Source organism: Acinetobacter sp. YH12227 (assembly GCF_013417785.1).
Lineage (GTDB): Bacteria > Pseudomonadota > Gammaproteobacteria > Pseudomonadales > Moraxellaceae > Acinetobacter > Acinetobacter gandensis.
In genome coordinates, this window is record NZ_VPDH01000013.1 from 1 (window position 1) to 20,820 (window position 20,820).

The following is a 20,820-nucleotide window of genomic DNA, read 5'->3' on the forward strand; positions in this document are numbered from 1 at the left end:
TCGCAAGAGATGCGATGGATGTCTGGTGATTTGTAGTCATAAATTTTAGTCCCCACTTGTTTTTAAGTGGGGACTAAATTAAGGCTTATAGGATGAATTCATAAGGTGTGTTCAGCGGACGCTTACGGTCAAGCTTAATCGCTTTACCTTAGATATAAAAAAGACCGCTTTTGCGGTCTTTTTTATTGGCTTTCTACTCTCCTTCTCCCTCTGGGAGAAGGTCGGGATGAGGGTGTAAAAATAGCCTACCCACCTCCCATAAAAGAGAGGAGTAAATTATTCACCAGCCATCATTAATTCAGCGCTCATACCAACAGTATTGAAGCCAGCATCAACATACATGATTTCACCAGTAATACCATTTGCCCAAGGAGAGCATAAGAATAAAGCAGCATTGCCTACATCTTCAATAGTCACATTACGTTTCAATGGCGCTACTTTCTCATTCAAATCCAACATTTTACGGAAAGATTTGATCCCTGAAGCAGCTAAAGTACGAATTGGACCTGCAGAAATTGCATTTACACGGATACCTTCAGCGCCTAAGCTAGACGCTAAATAACGTACACCCGCTTCAAGAGAAGCTTTAGCCATGCCCATTACATTGTAGTTCGGCATCACACGCTCAGAGCCTTGATAAGTCAATGTTAGTAAGCAACCTTGGCGAGCTTGCAATAAAGGCTTCGCTGCACGAGCCATCGCAATAAAGCTATATGCGCTAATGTCGTGTGCAATTTTAAAACCTTCACGGTCTGTAATATCCGTAAAATCGCCATCTAAAGTATGTGCAGGCGCAAAACCAATTGAATGTACAACACCGTCTAAACCGTCCCAGTGCTTTGCCAATTCAACAAATGTATTTTCAATTTCAGCATCTACGGCAACATCACATGGAAGAACCAATGTAGAACCAAATTGTTCAGCAAAATCATCAACGCGTTTTTTTAGTTTTTCATTCGGATAAGTAAATGCCAACTCTGCACCTTCGCGATGAAGTGCTTGAGCAATACCAAATGCAATAGATAATTTACTTGCAATACCCGCGATTAAAAAGCGTTTGCCTGCCAATAGTCCTTGTGCCATGTGAGTCTCACTCAAAATAATTTAACAGCATAATGCCAAGTCTAAAGCATTTTAGAAATTGCATAATGCATCTTTTTTTAGAAAATGCCCTATTCGGCTTCGCTTAGGCAGCAATACACATATTGAATAGGACGCGTATTAGTTTAATTTGCTAAATGTAAGGCCTGCAAAGAATTTTGCCAAAGTACAGCAGCCAATTTAGATTCAGGCATTTGCAAACTCTGTGCTAAACCTTGCAATACATAAGGTAAATTGACTGGCGTATTACGGGTTCTGTGCTGTGCAGACAACTGGCAACAAAGTGGCGTCATATCAGGACAATCTGTTTCTAAGACCAAATGTTCAGCACCGATAGCCTGAACCACTTGATGCAGCTTTTTGGCATTTGGATTGGTGATTTGACCTGTAACCCCTATTTTAAAACCCAGTTTCACAAATGCTTTGGCTTCCTCTACCCCACCACTAAAAGCATGGGCAATGCCACCTTGCTTAAATTGATGTTTCTTCAACAAAGCTAAAACCTCAGCATGTGACTTGCGAATATGTAAAAGAACCGGCTTATCAAATTGCTGTGCAAACGCAATTTGCACAGAAAAATACTCCTGCTGCTTTTGAACAATTGCTGGCTGCTTATGCTGCTTTAAAAAAGTATCTAAACCAATTTCACCAATCGCAGCACAATCCTCCGTACGAAGTAAGTGCTCTAAATCACTCAGATGTTCTAAACAATGCTGCTCGATATAAAATGGGTGTAAGCCTGGTGCAAAATAACTGTGCGGCGCATCTTGTAACTGATTCAACATATGCTGTTTTTTCAATAAGTCAGCAAAACGCTCTTGCACAAAACCAATCAAAATCAAGCGTTCCACCCCAGCTTGCTTTGCTGCATAAGCCAGTTGCTCCCGATCTGGATCAAACTCGGGAACATCAAAATGCGTATGCGTATCAAACAGTGAATAGCTCATAAATACTTATTTCGAAGTCGCTGCTTCTGACGTCGCAACAGGTTCAGGCACAGGTAAATACTGTTTTTTCAGGACTGTTTTTAACTGGTCATATGGCACAGTTAAACGTGGTAGACCCACCACATAAGGCCCAATTTCATATTCGGCATATTGCAAAATTAAACCTTGCTGACTGAGATAAAAATTCTCAGACAAGCTAAATTTCCATGCTTGTTCATATTCTTCAACACTATTTGCAAGTTTTGAATCTTTAACCCAAGTTTTAAAAACTTCATGCGCGTGTTTTTCAAGTTGAGCTTTTTGCTTAGGTAGCAATATGTCATTCAATTGCACTTGTTTTTGTGTGCTCAAATCAAAATTGTAATACTGCTGTGAAGACGCACCATGTGCACCGCCCAAATATGAACTGGTATTTAATACCACTGTTGCCAAAGGCTTATCAGCATTTAATATTTTAGGTTTGATCATCAAACTAATTTGTTGATTAGCACTTAATTCTTTAAGCTCTTTATCTAAATTTAAAAAAGCCTGCATATACGGTTGAGTGGCTTTTTCCAGTTTTAATTTAGGCGTTTCAACATTGGCTAAAGCAGATTTTACGTCAGATGCCGCTGGCTCACTTGCAGCACCTTCTGCTGCGATATCTTTTTCCTCTACAGGTGATACAGACAAAATTTGGCCCAACTGTTTGAGTATTTCCGCATCAATAAATTGATCAATAAATACCTGATTACTATTTAGCCTTTCCACTGAAATTTCTGGACAGCCATTGCCATCACATTCAGGTAAATTCAGTTGTAATTTCTCAGAATCACCAATAAGTTTCAGACTTAAATCAGCTTGTTCATTCTTTTGGGTTTCTGGTTTTTTTTCAGGTTCAGCTTGTTGTGGCTGACATGCAGTCAAACCAATAGACACCGCAAGAACTGAACTGATCCATATACTTTTCTGTTGCAACATCGCGATAACCTGTATTTTTTCAATTTATTCACTGTAGTACGTCAACTTTGTCAACTAAAGTTAACCATCTAGATATTATTAAAACATATGCTGATAAACATCAGCTTTCAAGACTTGTTGTGTCTGTGCTTTGGTTAAATAGATATCCAGTTGTTTACCATCTTTCACGATTTCATCGGTTCTGTAATGTAAACCCACACCTTCTTGATCAAAGAACCAATCGGCTTGCCCCCAGTATAATTTTTTTGGCGCGGCTTTTTTTACTTCTGCCGTTTGCTCATCTAACCATTTGGCATAAGCATCTTGCACAAATTGATTCATATTTTGCTGCTGCTTGGCATCTACTATATCTAGTGGCGTGATATTTTTCTGATTGCGTCGATCTGCTACAAAAAAGTAATAACGCTCTTTCACCGTAATATTTTCTTGCTTGGTATCTACACCCACTTGTAACAATACATATTGATTCCGTTGATATGGCACACGGGTATATAGCGCCAGTTCATAGGGTTTATTGCTTTTTATTTCTGCTTGCCAAGCATCTGATTTTTTTACATAAGCTGCAACCGCTTGCTGCAAACTCATATTTTGTTTGGAGCCGACTTGATCTTGAATCACTGTGGCCTGATTTTTTTCAATCCATCCATTCAACCAAGTATCGACAGTATCGATGGTCTGTATATTGATATCGATACAACTCTTATTTTCACAAAATGGCAGTGCCACTTTGGCATCTTGTTCCTGAATATTTAAATAAGGCAAAACATCAGGGTTTGTCACCACAGCTTCTGATGCTGCATCGCTTTGCTGATCAGCTAATTTTTTTTCTTTTCCCGAATCACATGCACTTAAAAATAATGCACTCCCCATGAGGGCAATCGCCGCAGCGTCCTTGAAAATATTCATGCTGTCCTAGACATCAACATGTCAAATAAAAGTTAATTAAAAACTCTATCACAAAATAAAACAGCTTCACGAGGAAGCTGTTTTATTTCTGTAAAAGAAAGACTTAGTGTTCACGTGTATTACGGAATACGATGTCTGGATAACGCTCTTGCATTAACTGTAAATTAACACGGCTTGGTGCAAGATAAGTTAAGTGACCACCACCATCTACTGATAATTGGTCATGTGCTTTTTTCTTAAATTCATTGAATTTACGTTCATCATCACATGAAACCCAGCGTACCGTATTAATGCTGACTGGCTCGTAAATACAATCCACTTTGTATTCTTCTTTTAAGCGATACGCCACTACTTCAAACTGAAGTACACCCACAGCACCAACAATTAAATCATTGCTGTTTTGTGGCATAAATACCTGTGTCGCACCTTCTTCTGAAAGCTCTTTTAAACCTTTTTGTAACTGTTTAGATTTCAAAGGATCTTTGAGACGTACACGACGGAACATTTCCGGTGCGAAGTGTGGAATACCTGTGAACTGTAAGTTTTCACCTGAAGTAAAGGTATCACCAATTTGAATTGTACCGTGGTTATGTAAACCAATAATATCGCCCGGCCATGCTTCTTCTAAATGCTGACGGTCGCCTGCTAAGAACGTTAAAGCATCTGAAATACGTACGTCTTTACCAATTCGCACATGTTTCATTTTCAGACCTTTTTCATACTTTCCTGAACAGATACGCATGAATGCAATACGGTCACGGTGTTTTGGATCCATATTGGCCTGAATTTTAAATACAAAGCCAGTAAATCCTTCTTCGGTTGCTTCAACATTACGTACCGCAGTTGGATGAGCTTTTGGTTCAGGTGCATAGTTACTAAATGCATCTAATACATGGTCTACACCAAAGTTACCCAAAGCTGTACCAAACAATACAGGGGTTTGACGACCCGCTAAGAATTCCTCACGGTCTAATGGCTCATTTGCCATTTGCACCAATTCTAATGATTCTTCAAAAGCTGCCCAAGCCAACTCACCAACTTTTTCACGAAGGTCAGCATGGTCATAACCATCACGAATTTCGATGTCAGTAATGGTTGAACCAAAACCTGCTTTATAGACATAGAATTTTTCTTCGATCAGATTGAACACACCTGTGAAGTCACGGCCTGTGCCTAAAGGCCAAGTTAAAGGTACGCATTTAATCTTAAGTACGTTTTCAATTTCATCGAGTAGTTCAAGTGGCTCGCGAATTTCACGGTCCATTTTGTTAACGAAAGAAATAATCGGTGTGTCACGCATACGACACACTTCCATCAATTTAATCGTACGATCTTCGACACCTTTTGCCCCATCAATTACCATTAACGCAGAGTCCACTGCGGTTAAAGTACGATAGGTATCTTCCGAGAAATCCTCATGTCCCGGGGTATCGAGTAAGTTGATCATTTTGTCTTTAAACGGGAACTGCATCACAGACGTGGTAATCGAAATACCACGTTCTTTTTCCATTTCCATCCAGTCTGATGTTGCTGCACGGTCAGATTTACGGCTTTTCACCATACCAGCAACCTGAATTGCTTGCCCCCACAACAACAGTTTTTCTGTCATTGTTGTCTTACCAGCATCGGGGTGGGAAATAATCGCGAATGTACGTCGCTGAGCGACCTGCGCCGCTAATTCTTCTTTAAAACTCATGAAGGGCACCTACTGCAAACTCGCAGTGCAAAAGATCAGATCTGATCAATACGGGAAATTGGCGATATTGTATCAGATTGACCATTAAAAATAATCAACCACAGTGGGTAGAAGTAAAATGTTAAACTTTTCTTGTTTTATACAATTACATTGGAGCAAACTTCTCTAAAAATGTGCTGATGAATCAATATATCTAAGCGGATCTTTTGTTTTCTACATAAAATATCTAATCTGACAAATTCAAAATTTTATGAGTTTCAAATTGCTGGTGCTTTGCTTTCGTGACTAAGATTTAAGACTCATACTTTCTTCAAGTCGTGCCACTTCCATGGGTAACCCTAACAAATAACCTTGAAGTTGTTGGCAGCCTAAACGCGTTAGAATATCGGCTTGTAATGGTGTTTCAATTCCTTCCGCTGTGACGTTTAATCCTAACTTCACTGCCAATTGAATAATACTTTCTAAAATCATTTCTTCTTTCGAATTTGGTGTTAAATCATGAATAAATTCACGGTCAATTTTTAATTCATCGACAGGTAAATTTTTCAGATATAAGAAACTCGAATGCCCTGTACCAAAATCATCAATGGCAACTTTAATGCCCATTTTACGTAAGCGTTCGAAGGTTGCAATACTGGCATCAATATGATGCATTGCCGTGGATTCTGTAATTTCAATAATTAAATGCGCAGGACTAATTTCATAACGATCAAATAGCATTTCTAAAGTATTAAATAAATGCTTATGCTCAAACTGAACCGCAGATAGATTAACCGCTATCGGGTAAAGCGGCATACCCAACTTTTCCCACAGTTGAATTTGTTTACATGCTTCTTCCAACGCCCAATAACCCATTGGAATAATCAAACCGGTTTTTTCAGCACCATTAATAAACATGTTAGGTGTCAACATACCCAGAGTTGGGTGCTTCCAGCGTATTAACGCTTCAACGCCACAAATTTCACGGTCTTTGGCATTAAATTTGGGTTGATAAAATAAGACAAACTGATGTTCTTCTACGGCTTTATACAGATCGTTGATCAGTTTAGTTTGACTCTTTTCTTCATGCTGATCGACGGTATAACTAAACACCGAGTAAGTATTTCGTCCTTGATACTTTGATGTGAGCATGGCTGCATCTGCATTAATCAGCAAGTCTTGTAGATTTGAGCCATGCTCAGGATACATCGCAATACCAATACTGCCTGAAATATTTATTTCTTTGCCCGCAATCAAGAAACTCTCTTGCATCCGCTCTAAAATTTTTTCAGACATTTCAGCAGCGGTTTCGACTGTAGCTGACTCTAATACCATCAAAAATTCATCGCCACCAATGCGTAATAATTTAGATTTTTCATCTAAAAGTCGATGAATTTTGGTCGCCATCTGAATCAGCAATTGATCTCCAACATGGTGACCAAAAACATCATTCACCGCTTTAAAACGGTCAATATCTATATATAAAAAGGCGATTTCTTGTTGGTGAACTCGGTGCTCGGTAAATAAAAAGTGAGCATACTCAGCTAAAAATAATCGGTTTGGCAGTCGGGTTAAATTGTCTTGAACAGCTTGATTTGCCAATTCACGATTGGCGCGCATGAGCTGAATATTTCGCTGTTCCAAACGCTGTTCAAGCACTGCAACACTAAAAGCAGCAATAAGCACCAAGCAGGTGACAAACAGTACAGTGAACAATAATAAGTTCTGGCTCAAATGTGCAGCGACAACTGCATCCATCGAATTTAATGGATAGAAATTGACACCTGTCATCGCCATATAATGCATACCTACGATGCTAAATGTCAGCATCAAAGCTACAAATATGTTCATCGCTTGGCGTTTACGGCCTGCATATTTACTTTTAAATGTCAGCCAAAAGGCTAAACCCGCCCCACTGACAGCAACCAGCACAGAACAAATCACAATGAGTGGAGAATAATGTTGCTCATAACCTTCGACCATTAACCCGAGCATACCGGTGTAATGCATGCCAGAAATACCCAGGCCCATGAGCACAGAACCAAGGATTAAACGCGGCAATGGAAGCGTTGGACGTGTGGTCAACCACACGGCAAAAGTTGAAGCAATGAACGCAATTAAATAAGAAGTAAAAGTTAAACCGGCATCAAAACTATGATTTGCAGGTAAATGACTCCCCATCATACCTACAATATGCATGCACCAAATCGCAGCACCTAAAATCGCACCACTAATAATTAATATGATATTTTCATATCTAGGCCGAGTTCCACGAAACAGCATTTGCTCCAATGAAACTGCAAAGTAGCAGCTCAGTAACGCAACTACGATAGAACCGGCGACCAGACTGTAATCATAATGTATATGGGTCATATAGCGTTCCGCTTAGGTTCCCGTTGCTCATTTAACCACTATCGTCAATATTTTTCTCTTTTCTTACAACTTGTTAGCTTTTGAAAATCGGCTATTTCAGTCGTTATTTGCTTAGAATCCAATACTATAGAGTTTCGGTCAAGTGTTTCTTTCAAGTTTTCAGTTAACTGGTAAAATTTAAAAAAAATCTTTGACTTCAATCACTAAATTAAAAAATTATGCTGAAAAAGTACAACCTATCTTAAACACTTAACTTTACAAATTATATGGTCAAAACAATCATATCTTTATTTTCTAGCTATCTGACCCTTTTCAATATCAACCTAGTTTCATGAATAACAAAAAAAAATCGCAAAAAAAAAGCAGCAAATCGAAATTCGCTGCTTTTTTCAACCATAAATCTAAAAACTCGGCATTTAGTCACTGAGCACAATTAATTTAGCATTATTTAGTGGTTGGCTTTGCTGCTGTTCCTTGCAGTTTTGCATAGTCCAATAATACATTTGCCGCTTCAGCAACAAATACTTCTTCTTCAGGTAAAGCTGGACGTTGGTTAGCTTTCATTTTCGCACGAGCTTCTACCAAAGCATCCATCGATGCTTGGTAACTTTCCCAATTCGCATATGGTTTCTGACCAACCACTTTGCGGCGTTGATTTTCAGCATCTAAAGATTTTTGCTCTAGAGCTAACAGTTCTGCTTTGCGTTTGTTTAAATCAAGCACGATACGCTTTTGTTCATCGGTTTTCTTCGCAATAGCTGTACGTTGTTCCAAGTACTTAAATTGCGGATCAATGCTGACACGTTGTTGTGATGACTTAATCAAATCAGGTACATAAGCTTGGATCGAGCCTTCACGTTTAAAGGGTGCTGTTGGAATCGTATCCCACTGTAATGCATTTTTGGATTTGCGTTCACCGAATTCTTCGTTGTAGATATCAACCAGTTTAATATCAGGCACAACACCTTTATTTTGGGTACTGCCGCCAGTCACACGGTAAAACTTACGTTGGGTCAAGGTTGCCTGACCATAAGCCAAGGTATCCAATTGAACTTGAGCTGTACCCTTACCTGTCGTCGTGCTACCAATCACTACACCACGTTCATAGTCTTGGATTGCAGCAGAGTAAATTTCACTTGCTGAAGCAGAAGCCAAATTAATCAATACAGCTAACGGGCCTGCATAGCTTTGTGCACCACCATCGTCATCTTCAAATACGCTCACGTTACCATTACCATCACGAATTTGAACAACAGGACCCGATTTGATCACTTGACCCAACATACGCGCAACTTCTTCAAGAGAGCCACCCGGGTTGTTACGTAAATCAATGATGATCCCTTCGACCTTTTGAGCATCTAAGGCTTTCAATGCTTTATTGGTATCTTCTGAAACAGAGCGATATTCAGTACCTGCACGACGTGCACGATAGTTTAAGTAGAATGATGGAATTTCAATCACACCAAATTTATGCTTTTTGCCCTCACGTTCGATTTCAACCGTGCGTGATCGCACACCAGCATCTTCTTCTTGAATCACATCTCGAACAATCGTCACATTACGCGCTTGGTTCATCGCAGCACCCGCGCCTAATAGGCGTAAAGTCACTTTGGTGCCACGTTTACCACGAATCAGCCCTACAATTTCGTTGCTCGGCCAACCAATGACATCCACCATTTTATCGCCATCTTGTGCCACAGCAATAATGCGATCACCTGATTTGACTTGGCCAGACTTACTGGCTGGGCCACCTTCTACGATGGTTTCAATTTTGGTGTAATCTTCATTTCCGCGTTCTGGACGAATCGATACCCCAATGCCTTCCAGCTGTAGTGTGGTTTGACGGTTCAACTCCATCGCATCTACAGGTGGGAAATAGTTACTATGCGGATCATAGGTTAACATCATCGCATTAAGGGTTTTATCAAGCACATCATCACTTTTCAAACGGCTAATACGTTCAAGTTGACGCGTATAACGTTTAGTCAAAGTCTGCGCTGGAGTTAGATCTTCAGGGCCAGTTAAATCCTGGCCATTGGCTAACTCAGGATTATCTTTTAACGCTTTCTGTTTGGCTTTTTCTTCTTCTTTACTGATGGTTAAGTTGATTAACTGTGAAACCAACATTTTATTCCAATGCGCGCGTTGTTCATCAGTCGTTTTAAAGAAGGCCGCTTTTTCACGATCAGTTTCAATATAAGTATTCGGTTGATTTAAATTTTGCGGCTTTTTCAGTTCTTCCAACATATAGGTATAGAACTGTTTTAAACGATCACGATATTGAGCGTGAATCTCATATGGGCCTGCTAAATTACCAGCTTTTAAGTTTGCACCAAAAGTCGAACCAAAGCGCTTTTTATAGCTTTCAATGTCTGGTGCCAAAAACAATGTATGTTCCGGATCAATACTATCGATATAAAAATCTAAAATACGATTAGAGGTATTGGCGTCTAAACGTTGATTTAAATAGTGTTGACGGTCTACCAAAGTCGCGAGTTGACGCGAGACTAATGCCTGCTCTTGAGTGGGTTGAATGCTGGTAGCTGCAACTGCTTCAGTATTATTGGCAGCAATTGCATCATTTACTACATGGGTAAAAAAGAATCCACCTGTCGCAATCGCAACGGCACAAGCTATTGTTTGAAGTTTCATAAATAATTCGTACTTCCTTGGTATTTAGACCAATATCACCGTGTTGGTTTTCGACTTGAATTGAATATATTCAAAATCTTAAACAACTTAATATGTTTATGTCGTGTAGTTTTATCATAATCTCTGCTGACAAAGTGTAGCAAATCATTGCAGAATTCAGGTATTGTTTTTCCTTAAAAATTCCAACACGGACCCCCGAATATGATTGGCGCATTAATGCTCGACATTGCTGGCACAGAACTCACTCAAGAAGATATTGAACTATTAAAGGCTCCGCAAGTCGGCGGCATGATTTTATTTGGCCGCAACATTGAATCTCCTGAACAAGTTCGTGCTTTAACCGATCATATGCGTCAGATTCGTCCTGATATATTAATCGCTGTCGATCAGGAAGGTGGTCGTGTACAACGCCTGAAACAAGGCTTCACCCTCCTCCCTGCGATGGGTAAGTTTGGCGAACTATACTTAAGTGAACCTGAAAAAGCCTTAGAACTTGCCGATCAATGTGGCTGGTTAATGGCGACGGAAGTGCTTGCGGTGGGTATTGATTTTAGTTTCGCACCGGTATTGGATCTTAATGATGTTAGCGATGTCATTGGTGATCGTGGCTTTGCAAAAAATATGCAAGACATTATTCCATTAGCAAGTGCCTTCTTAAAAGGCATGAAACGTGCGGGTATGGCCTCGACCGGAAAGCATTTCCCAGGCCACGGTTCGGTGAAAGCGGATTCTCATGTCGCAGCTGCAATTGACCATCGCAGCTATGATGAAATCTACCAAAAAGACATGCAAAGTTTTATTCAACTGCAACCACAACTTGATGCCTTAATGCCCGCGCATGTGATTTATGAACAAGTCGATCCAAATCCTGCTGGTTTCTCACCGTATTGGATTCAAAAAGTGTTACGTGAGCAATTACAATTTGATGGCGTGTTATTTTCTGACGATTTAAGTATGCAAGCCGCATGCGTGGCTGGTGACGCTGACGCTCGTATTCAAGCCGCTTTAAATGCAGGTTGTGACATGGGCTTAGTATGCAATAGCCGTGAATCTGCATGTGTTGCACTCGATGGCATTCAAAATCTAGCCTTGCCAAACCAAGAGCGTTTGGAACGCATGCGCGGTAAAATCCCTCAAATTGCGATGGGGCAAGCTATAGAACTTGGCACTGATTGGCAGACTGTTCGAAACCGCATTGTCGATTTTAAAAATCAATATTGCTAAGGTTTAAGCTGAATTGATCGATCACAAAAGGAACACGACAAGGTGTTCCTTTTTTTATATGATAAAAACAAACAAATACAGCTTGCCGCTATCAATTCGGTTAAGCCTAAACAATTAAAACAACATTAGGTCAGGATGACATGACAGACAGTTTATCGGAACATCGCCATATTTCATTTACCGCCCATTACACTGGATATATTTGGTATAGCATGGGCATTTCACATCCAGTCTTTGCCACCAGCAAAGGTAAATTTTTAGCACGCATGGTACACCCACTCGAAAGTTGGGCAGAAAAAAATGTTGGCGGCAGCATGCGTTCCACCTTAAAACAGCGTCATGCCATGATTGATCAACATCTTGATCAACTCATTGCAAAATTTCCAAATTTACAAGTACTTGAAATAGCCTGTGGACTATCGCCACGAGGCTGGAATTTCCGTAGTAAACATCCACAAATTGATTATCGTGAACTTGATTTGCCTGATATGGCAAAAATTAAGACCCAAGCCTTACAGAAAATTGATCAACAATCGCCTGAAGTTTTAACAGCAGATATTTTTAGTCAAGACTTTGAACGCGCCTTTAATGTTTTTGATCCCGAGCGTCCATTGGTAGTCATAAGTGAAGGTCTCATTAATTATTTTGATCAAAACCTATTAAACCAATTACTTGAAGGAATTTGCAAATACGGTGCTTCATTTCAAGAACTACATTACCTAACAGACATCTATCCAGAACCGGTTAAAAATCGTCTTGCACGCTTTATTTGGGCCAGCAGTAAACTACTTAAGGTGATGTCACGTAGCGCCTTCGCCTTCCATTTTCAAACCCCAGAAGAATTGCAGCAATTTTTTAGCAAGGCCGGATTTAGTGCAGTCGATGTCGTTCAACCTGCCTTATATTTTTCACAAGAAACAGCCGAGCAAGTGATACCCTTTCAGAATACAGATGAGCATTTGGGGGATTTAGTTTGGATGGTGCATACAAGCATAAAAAAACAGCGTTAATACGCTGTTTTTTTCAAATATTCAAAGCTTTATCCTACTGCTTCTAACAACATCATCTCTTCTTTTTGACGTGCGACAAAACGTAATAAACGTTCTGCAATATCAAAACTGCCATGCTTAAACAGCGCGCGAATTTGTTGATTTTCAATTTCAAAGATGAGGCATTCAATTTTAAATTCGCCTTCATCATCCTCTAAATGCAAGGCTAAATCACGCGGGTACTGTGCTGCTACGTCAGCCATCCCCTCAGAAATATCGAGCAGTACACCAAAGTAATTCAAATCTACAATACCGACCTCCATACACAATTCTGAGTGTCGATACGATAGATGCGTAAATGGTTGATGAACCTGTATACGCTCCTCACCACGGCGCTCAATTTTTTGCATTTGCTCACGGCTCATTGGAATGATGCCATCTAAGTGCTGAATGGACTCACCTCTGAGATAAGTCGCAAATAAGTTCATGGTTTCTTTACGACGTTGTAATTGAGGTAAATGATCAGCATTGGCAATCATGGCAAATTGCATATTTGGGCATTGCAACGCAAACCCGGCATTTTCATGTGGCAAAGTAAAGCTGTCATACTGCCCACAGGACACTAAAACATCACATTGTGGAATGGGCACATCTTGCAAACGGAGTAAGCGATTACAGTTAATGTCGTAACGCTCTTGTTCAGTATTGGTAAATTCAGCCATTTGCCTAAAGAATAAACGCTTTGCTGTCGGTGACATACGCGTTACATCCAATTTGGCATGATTTACCAAGTACAAAATCACCGCTTGGCCAAACTCATCCATGCGCTGCTCTTTCATCAAATGCAGCGACTCTTCGAGTAACATACGCCAGCTTTTACGGGTTTTCTGCATCACACCCATTAAAATCATGCGATCGATCAGTTCAGGACGTTGATCCGCCAAACCCGCTGCCACGACAGAACCGAGCGACATTCCCATCACAGAGACTTTTTCTAGGCCAACAATATCCATCCACACACCGAGCATTTTGGCTAAATCACCGAGTTCCAATGTACCCGCTGAAATACCACTATCGACATTGGTAATCTGCTGATTTGAACCCATCGATGGCATATCAATTAGAATGATCGGCCCAGCTGCAAAGAGTTGTTCAACACAATATTTGTAGGAATTAAAGTTTTGAAATGCACCACCAATAATCACAATCGGCGTACGGTGAATGGTTTCAGGCTGTGCGATTGCCATATATTCAACTTTCCAGCCATCAATCCATGTTGTTCTGGCTGGCTGCTTAAAGCTTTGTTTGTCATAAAGATCAAAAAAACTGTAATGCGTACTTTCCTGTACTTCTGGATCCATTTGGATAATGGAATTCATATTCCTTTCCTCCATTCCTGCCTTATTTTTATTGTCAGGAATTCATTCAGAGAACTCTGCTCGACTCAGCATCCTGCTCTTTAATCATTATTTGTACGACTTCAATGTCGCTATTGTTTCATTCTATACAGATGTTCATTTTACAAGCAACCAATATCCATGCCGCTTATCTACTTTTAACTATAAAACAATTTCAAAATGTTAATTCGCGCAGTGATCAATTACTTAAACTCAGTATTGGTGCTTCATTGTTCAGGCGCAGGCTGTTAATATCAAGATAAAATTTCTAAGTGATCAAACCGCTATGCAAGAGTCGATTGAACAATATATGCAAACGGTAGGACTACAAGCACGCAAAGCATCTCGTGTGCTTGCTGGCGCTTCTACCCAGACCAAAAACAATGCCTTATCAGCAATCTACACTGCGTTACAGAACAGTGAGACTGCGATTTTGGCCGCTAACCAAGTGGATATGACAAAAGCGCATAACAATAACTTGGATAGTGCTCTACTTGATCGCTTAGAACTTACCCCCACACGCTTTAAAGGCATGTTACAAGGCCTAAAAGATGTCATTGGTCTCACTGACCCGATTGGTGAAATTACAGATATGGCATTCCGCCCTTCTGGCATTCAACTGGGCAAAATGCGTGTTCCTTTAGGTGTCGTGGGCATGATTTACGAATCACGTCCAAACGTAACGCTTGAAGCTGCATCGTTGGCATTAAAATCAGGCAATGCGATTATTTTGCGTGGCGGTTCTGAAGCCTTAGAATCGAATCAAGCAATTGCTGAAGCGATTCAACATGGTTTAAAAGCTGCTGGTGTACCAGAACATGCTGTACAAGTGATTAATACGGCTGATCGTGCAGCTGTCGGTCAGTTAATTACCATGTCTGAATATGTCGATGTGATCGTTCCGCGTGGTGGTAAAGGCCTGATTGAACGTATTACCAATGATGCACGCGTTCCTGTGATTAAACATTTAGATGGTAATTGCCATGTTTTTGTTGAAGCACAAGCAGATCTACAAAAAGCATTACCGATTGCACTAAATGCGAAAACCCATCGTTATGGCGTATGTAATGCCATGGAAACCTTATTGGTTGACGACAATGTCGCGGAAGAGTTCTTACCGCGCATCGCAGAACTCTATGCAGAGAAAAAAGTGGAATTACGTGGCTGTGCAGTAACGCAACGCATTTTGGGTTCATCTGTGATTGCTGCAACTGAAGAAGATTGGTACACCGAGTATTTAGGTCCAATTTTGGCTGTGAAAGTCGTGTCTGGTCTAGATGAAGCCATTGAACATATCAACAAATATGGTTCACATCATACTGACTCCATTATTACCGAAAACTTCAGCCTTGCACGTCAGTTCTTAGCACGCGTAGATTCAAGCTCAGTGATGATTAATGCATCGACTCGTTTTGCTGATGGTTTTGAATATGGTCTAGGTGCGGAAATTGGAATTTCAACCGATAAAATTCATGCCCGCGGCCCAGTTGGACTTGAAGGCTTGACCTCTCAAAAATGGGTGGTTTTCGGTGATGGTCAAATTCGTCAATAAAACTTGGCTAGCTTGAACTATTCATACGTTCAAATAAAACTTCAAATTAAAGCTGTGCTATGACTTAAATAGCACAGCTTTTTTTTTGGGGGGGGGATGGATCCATTCATTTAAGCCGTTCAAACAATATAGAACGGCTATTAAAAATAACTAGACTCTGCGTTCACAAGTCATAGCGATAAAAATTCAATAGGACTCAAATAAAAAATAAAACGATTCAGTAACCGTTAAAAGCTCGGTGAGTAGAAAGCCCTTACCGATTTATCTACAATTAAGTGAAAAATTAGAAATTTAGCTACAAATTAGCCAATACAAGATAGATTGGACATGTTATGTTCAAAAGAATGGAAATAAAGGATATGCGTTTTAAGTACTATTTTATTAATAAATGAAAACTATGAACTGATAAATTTTAATTATTATTGGTTTCATGGTCGATAGTGCTTAAGTCTAATCTCCTAAAGTCTATCTAGGACGATAAAAAAACCCATGTTAAAACATCATCACAGATCTAAATTGCACCAATATAAAACACTGCATTCAGATCAAAATTATGGATAAGTATTTCAATTAGAATCGGGTATTTAATCGTGTCTACATCAGTATTAGTAATTAACTGCGGATCTTCTTCTATCAAATATGCGTTAGTTTCTGAGCGCCGTGAAGATCGTATTTTTGGTCTTGCCGAAAATCTGGGCTCTGCTGATGCACGTATTAAAGGAGTCACTACCGGTGGTGAAGCACTTGAGCTTTCAATTCCACATGCTGACCATGAAAAAGCCCTTGAAACTATTCTTGAGCGTTTATCTCACCATAACCCTCAAGCAATTGGTCACCGTGTTGTACACGGCGGTACTTTGACTAAAGCCGAATTATTAACACCTGAAATTATTGAACGTATTCGTGAAGCAACCCCTCTTGCACCGCTTCACAACCCAGCACACTTGGTAGGTATCGACGCAACAATGCGTTTGTTCCCAGAACTTCCACAAGTGGCTGTATTTGATACGGCATTCCACCAAACTATGCCATCTCACGCATACCGCTATGCATTACCAAAATTCTTATATACACACCACAACGTTCGCCGTTACGGTTTCCATGGTACAAGCCATGCTTATGTATCTGAACGTGGCTCAATGTTGGCAGGCAGCTTCAAACAAGGTGGTTGGTTAACAGCACATCTTGGTAACGGTAGTTCGACTTGTGCTATTTGGAATGGTCAATCTGTAGATACATCAATGGGTTTAACTCCACTTGAAGGTGTCGTGATGGGTACACGTAGTGGTGATGTTGACCCAAGTATCCATAGTTTCCTTGCTTCAAACTTAGGTTGGGATATCTACAAAATCGACAAAATGCTCAACAGCCAATCAGGCCTACTTGGTTTATCTGACTTGTCTAATGACATGCGTACGTTGATTGAAGCCTCAGAACAAGGCAATGAAGATGCAGCGCTTGCTATTGAAGTTTTCTGCTACCGTTTAGCAAAATCTTTAGCAGGTTTAAGCTGTGGTCTACCACGTATTGATGGTCTATTCTTCACTGGTGGTATCGGCGAAAACTCAGCTTACATTCGTGAAAAAACGGTTTCTTACTTACCGCATTTTGGCTTTAATTTAAGTAAAGACCTTAACAATAACTTAAAGCGTGGTACTGAAGGTCGTATTGACCACGGTACAGGTCCACAAATTTGGGTTGTACCGACTGATGAAGAAGGTCGTATCGCAAAAGAAACTGAACACGTTGTAGACGAGGTAAAAGCCGCTGCAAAAAAGTCTGATGCTTACGCTGCGATTGCATAAGCAATCGCATCAGCCCTAATGCCTTAAATATTTCATTTTTAGATTTGATTTAGACACTGTATGAAAACAATTTTACTCGTGCCAACTGGGGAAGGTGTAGGTTTAACATCTGCATGCTTAGGCTTAATTTATGCATTGGAATGCCAAGGTGTCAAAGCTGGCTTTCTCAAACCATTTTCACAAGAAAGCGATGCAGGCTCACTCGATCGTACCACTGCCCTGTATCGTCATCTTTTTAACAGTGAAACTGTTGAACCAATACGCCATGCAACTGTTGTTCAACAGCTCAATTTAGGTGAAAGTGATGAATTGCTTGAAGAAGCTGTTCGCTTACACCGTGAAATTGCCAAAAAGCACGACCTGATCATTGTTGAAGGTTTATTACCAAGCAGCCGTGATACTTTCGCTTCAGAGTTAAATGCAACACTCGCTAAAGCCCTTGATGCCAAAGTGATTATTGTTGGTACAGCAGACATTAATAATCCTGCAAAAACAGCCGATAAAATTGATAACTTAGTCCGTCAATTTGGTGGTGCTGCATCTGAACGTACCGCTGGTGTATTGTTTATGCGTACTCGTGGCCTACCAGAAGACTCTGCACAGATTCCTGTTACCATTGATCCAAGTTTACGTTTAATCAGTGATACAGAAAAATTTGTTGCGTCAATTCAAAGCACACATCCACAAATTGGTAGCACACAATTACCTGTAATTGGTTTAGTTCCGTTCAGCAATACACTGAGCGTACCACGCATGTCAGATTTGGCTGTACACATTCAAGCAGATTGGATTAATCAAGGCGATGCGGCTCACCGTCGTGTATTACATAGCAGCCTGATTGCATCAAATATTGAACATGAATTACATAAATTTGTCGCAGGTGAGCTCATCATCAGTGCATCAGATCGTATTGATGTATTGTTGGCGTCTAGCTTAGCAAGCAGCAACGGTATTCCTTTGGCTGGTTTAGTGTTAACTGAACATCATCAACCAAATCCACAAGTTTTGGACTTCTGCCAAACAGCAATCAAACAAGGGCTGCCAATTTTACATACGCCTTTAAGTACCTTTGAAACGGCGCAGCAGCTTTCAAACTTAGGCAATGAAATTCCAGTGGATGATGTTAAACGTGGCGAGCAAGTCACACGTTTTGTTTCAAGCCACATCAATGCAGATTGGATTACTGAAATATTGAATGGTTCTTATCAACCTCGTCTTTCTCCATCTGCATTCCGCCATGAATTGGTACAAAAATCGATTGCAGCGAAAAAGCGCATTGTACTGCCTGAAGGTGATGAGCCACGTACCATTCAAGCGGCTGCAATTTGCCAATCACGTGGTATTGCGCATTGTATTCTTTTGGCAAAACCAGAAGTTGTCGTTGAAGTTGCTAAAGCACGTAACATTGAATTGCCACATGATTTAGAAATTATTGATCCAGATCTAATTCGCGACAACTATGTTGAGAAAATGGTTGAGCTGCGTAAAGGCAAGTTAAACGAACTTCAAGCGAAGGATCAACTACAAGATACCGTCGTACTCGGCACCATGATGTTAGCGCTGGATCAAGTGGATGGTTTGGTGTCAGGTGCTGTTCATACCACAGCCAATACGGTTCGCCCTGCTTTCCAGCTGATTAAAACTGCACCAGATTATTCGTTGGTATCTTCAGTATTCTTCATGTTGTTACCTGATGAAGTATATGTCTATGGAGACTGTGCAATTAACCCAGATCCAGATGCAGAACAACTCGCGGAGATTGCGATTCAGTCTGCAGATTCAGCAAAAGCTTTTGGTATTGATCCACGCATCGCCATGATTTCCTACTCCACAGGAACATCAGGTGCAGGTGCCGAAGTGGAAAAAGTCGCTGAAGCAACACGTATTGCCAAAGAACGTCGTCCTGACTTATTAATTGATGGCCCACTTCAATACGATGCTGCATCGGTAGAAAGTGTTGGACGTTCAAAAGCACCTGACTCTAAAGTGGCTGGTCGTGCCAATGTGTTTATTTTCCCGGACTTAAATACAGGTAATACAACCTATAAAGCAGTTCAACGCTCTGCAAATGTTGTCAGCGTTGGTCCAATGCTGCAAGGTTTAAACAAGCCTGTAAATGACTTGTCACGTGGTGCGTTGGTCGATGATATAGTATTTACCATTGCCTTAACCGCAATTCAGTCTGAACAACAAAGTGCTTAACTTTTAAGATTAGCCTTTAAAAAAACCACCCGTTCGTAAGATAGGGTGGTTTTTTTATGAGGTTTATAAATTTTCTTTTTTTAGTTTTCAAAAATGTATTCAAGTATCACTATCGAGGTGTTACTGCGAGTTTCAGTGCAAATATAATAAAAACTACACCTGCAACCTGATAAATCTTCGCTAAGTTTTTAGGTTGTAAAATCAATTTCAAAATAGGTTTCATCAAGCGAATCAAACACAACGACCACAATAACCCTAAGACAACATGTACCAAGACCATTCCAAATAACCACATCGTTGTATGCTCACTACTTAGAACAAATTGCGGCAGGAAGGACACATAAAAGATACCAAATTTAGGCTTTAAAATATTCGTTAAAAGTCCTTTTAAAAATACATTTTCTTGAGCAGGACTATCTACTGAAATATCCATCACTTGACGAGGTTTAAACAACAATCCAAAGCCCAACCACAGCAAATAGATTGCGCCCACCCATTTCATGATATTGAATACTAACTCTGAGCTTGCCAGCAATGCTCCCACGCCACAAGCCACCAAAACTCCCCAAGCAAAACAACCAAAGGTGATTCCGAGCGCCGCTTGCAAAGCCTTTCACTTTATGTACGGCAGCCGTACGAATGACCAATGCTGTATCAAGGCCAGGAGTAACGGTTAATAGAAAGATGGCGATTAAAAATGGGAGAAGAAACTCAAGCATCATGCATCACATCTGCATAAATTTTGAATCAAAGCATATAACGTTTCATGCAAAATTTAAATTCAATAGAAAATGAGCAAAAGATTTGAAGATTTGAAGCTTTGAAGCTTTGAAGATTTGAAGATTTGAAGATTTGAAGATTTGAAGATTTGAAGATTTGAAGATTTGAAGATTTGAAGATTTGAAGATTTGAAGATTTGAAGATTTGAAGATTTGAAGATCAGTTTGTATTTATTTTTTTAAAATTTAAAGCAAAAAAAAAAGAAGATAAAGCTTTAGGCTTGATCTTCTTGTTGACCGTAGAACCAAGTTGCTGCG

13 protein-coding genes and 1 pseudogene are annotated in these 20,820 nt (G+C 40.1%); 5 read left to right on the top strand and 9 right to left on the bottom strand.

The window, feature by feature from the left end; all coding sequences use genetic code 11:
• Positions 1-276: 276 nt before the first annotated feature.
• From FTV09_RS04455 to FTV09_RS04485, 7 genes are all read right to left on the bottom strand, one after another.
• Positions 277-1,083 carry an enoyl-ACP reductase gene (locus FTV09_RS04455; protein WP_180056975.1) on the bottom strand — a complete coding sequence of 269 codons (807 nt, stop codon included), beginning with the start codon at positions 1,081-1,083 and terminating at the stop codon, positions 277-279.
• A 143-nt stretch (positions 1,084-1,226) separates the two neighbouring features.
• Complete coding sequence (locus FTV09_RS04460) at positions 1,227-2,048, bottom strand: TatD family hydrolase (RefSeq protein ID WP_180056977.1); 822 nt, start codon at positions 2,046-2,048, stop codon at positions 1,227-1,229.
• Positions 2,049-2,054: 6 nt separating this feature from the next.
• Positions 2,055-3,008, bottom strand: coding sequence for an RsiV family protein (locus FTV09_RS04465; protein ID WP_180056979.1), 954 nt, complete (start codon positions 3,006-3,008; stop codon positions 2,055-2,057).
• A 78-nt stretch (positions 3,009-3,086) separates the two neighbouring features.
• Positions 3,087-3,914: a hypothetical protein gene (locus tag FTV09_RS04470; RefSeq protein ID WP_067763616.1), complete on the bottom strand. Its 828-nt coding sequence runs from the start codon at positions 3,912-3,914 to the stop codon at positions 3,087-3,089.
• A 103-nt stretch (positions 3,915-4,017) separates the two neighbouring features.
• Positions 4,018-5,610, bottom strand: a complete 1,593-nt coding sequence (locus FTV09_RS04475) for a peptide chain release factor 3 (RefSeq protein WP_180056981.1) — start codon at positions 5,608-5,610, stop codon at positions 4,018-4,020.
• Positions 5,611-5,895: 285 nt separating this feature from the next.
• Positions 5,896-7,962 (bottom strand): EAL domain-containing protein, encoded by a 2,067-nt coding sequence (locus FTV09_RS04480; RefSeq protein WP_180056983.1) that lies wholly within the window; start codon positions 7,960-7,962, stop codon positions 5,896-5,898.
• A 444-nt stretch (positions 7,963-8,406) separates the two neighbouring features.
• Entirely contained in the window at positions 8,407-10,614 is a 2,208-nt protein-coding gene (locus FTV09_RS04485; protein ID WP_180056985.1) for a carboxy terminal-processing peptidase, read from the bottom strand.
• Between the two features lie 201 nt (positions 10,615-10,815).
• Here FTV09_RS04485 and nagZ point away from each other — a divergent pair, with 201 nt between their 5' ends.
• Positions 10,816-11,838: a beta-N-acetylhexosaminidase gene (nagZ, locus tag FTV09_RS04490; RefSeq protein WP_067763628.1), complete on the top strand. Its 1,023-nt coding sequence runs from the start codon at positions 10,816-10,818 to the stop codon at positions 11,836-11,838.
• A gap of 140 nt (positions 11,839-11,978) precedes the next feature.
• Positions 11,979-12,848 carry a class I SAM-dependent methyltransferase gene (locus FTV09_RS04495; protein ID WP_180056987.1) on the top strand — a complete coding sequence of 290 codons (870 nt, stop codon included), beginning with the start codon at positions 11,979-11,981 and terminating at the stop codon, positions 12,846-12,848.
• 29 nt (positions 12,849-12,877) lie between these two features.
• Here FTV09_RS04495 and FTV09_RS04500 read toward each other — a convergent pair whose 3' ends face one another.
• The gene (locus tag FTV09_RS04500; protein WP_067763634.1) at positions 12,878-14,206 is read right to left on the bottom strand and encodes an alpha/beta fold hydrolase; all 1,329 of its coding nucleotides are present in this window, start codon (positions 14,204-14,206) and stop codon (positions 12,878-12,880) included.
• A 304-nt stretch (positions 14,207-14,510) separates the two neighbouring features.
• Here FTV09_RS04500 and FTV09_RS04505 point away from each other — a divergent pair, with 304 nt between their 5' ends.
• The 3 genes from FTV09_RS04505 to pta all read left to right on the top strand — a co-directional run bounded on the left by FTV09_RS04505 (position 14,511) and on the right by pta (position 19,783).
• Complete coding sequence (locus FTV09_RS04505) at positions 14,511-15,776, top strand: glutamate-5-semialdehyde dehydrogenase (RefSeq protein ID WP_067764134.1); 1,266 nt, start codon at positions 14,511-14,513, stop codon at positions 15,774-15,776.
• 590 nt (positions 15,777-16,366) lie between these two features.
• The gene (locus FTV09_RS04510) at positions 16,367-17,581 is read left to right on the top strand and encodes an acetate/propionate family kinase (RefSeq protein ID WP_067763638.1); all 1,215 of its coding nucleotides are present in this window, start codon (positions 16,367-16,369) and stop codon (positions 17,579-17,581) included.
• Positions 17,582-17,641: 60 nt separating this feature from the next.
• A complete protein-coding gene (pta, locus tag FTV09_RS04515; RefSeq protein ID WP_180056989.1) occupies positions 17,642-19,783 on the top strand; it encodes a phosphate acetyltransferase in 2,142 nt (713 codons plus the stop codon).
• A 109-nt stretch (positions 19,784-19,892) separates the two neighbouring features.
• On the opposite strand, the pseudogene FTV09_RS04520 reads toward pta, so the two are convergent.
• Positions 19,893-20,502, bottom strand: a pseudogene (locus FTV09_RS04520) (LysE family translocator).
• Between the last annotated feature and the right edge of the window lie 318 nt (positions 20,503-20,820).

Bases quoted from the DNA above. Each gene is read 5' to 3' on its own strand.
- FTV09_RS04505 (WP_067764134.1), top strand. From the start codon at position 14,511: ATGCAAGAGTCGATTGAACAATATATGCAAACGGTAGGACTACAAGCA.
- FTV09_RS04465 (WP_180056979.1), bottom strand. From the start codon at position 3,008: ATGTTGCAACAGAAAAGTATATGGATCAGTTCAGTTCTTGCGGTGTCT.
- FTV09_RS04495 (WP_180056987.1), top strand. From the start codon at position 11,979: ATGACAGACAGTTTATCGGAACATCGCCATATTTCATTTACCGCCCAT.
- FTV09_RS04470 (WP_067763616.1), bottom strand. From the start codon at position 3,914: ATGAATATTTTCAAGGACGCTGCGGCGATTGCCCTCATGGGGAGTGCA.
- pta (WP_180056989.1), top strand. From the start codon at position 17,642: ATGAAAACAATTTTACTCGTGCCAACTGGGGAAGGTGTAGGTTTAACA.
- FTV09_RS04460 (WP_180056977.1), bottom strand. From the start codon at position 2,048: ATGAGCTATTCACTGTTTGATACGCATACGCATTTTGATGTTCCCGAG.
- nagZ (WP_067763628.1), top strand. From the start codon at position 10,816: ATGATTGGCGCATTAATGCTCGACATTGCTGGCACAGAACTCACTCAA.
- FTV09_RS04500 (WP_067763634.1), bottom strand. From the start codon at position 14,206: ATGAATTCCATTATCCAAATGGATCCAGAAGTACAGGAAAGTACGCAT.
- FTV09_RS04480 (WP_180056983.1), bottom strand. From the start codon at position 7,962: ATGACCCATATACATTATGATTACAGTCTGGTCGCCGGTTCTATCGTA.
- FTV09_RS04485 (WP_180056985.1), bottom strand. From the start codon at position 10,614: ATGAAACTTCAAACAATAGCTTGTGCCGTTGCGATTGCGACAGGTGGA.
- FTV09_RS04455 (WP_180056975.1), bottom strand. From the start codon at position 1,083: ATGGCACAAGGACTATTGGCAGGCAAACGCTTTTTAATCGCGGGTATT.
- FTV09_RS04475 (WP_180056981.1), bottom strand. From the start codon at position 5,610: ATGAGTTTTAAAGAAGAATTAGCGGCGCAGGTCGCTCAGCGACGTACA.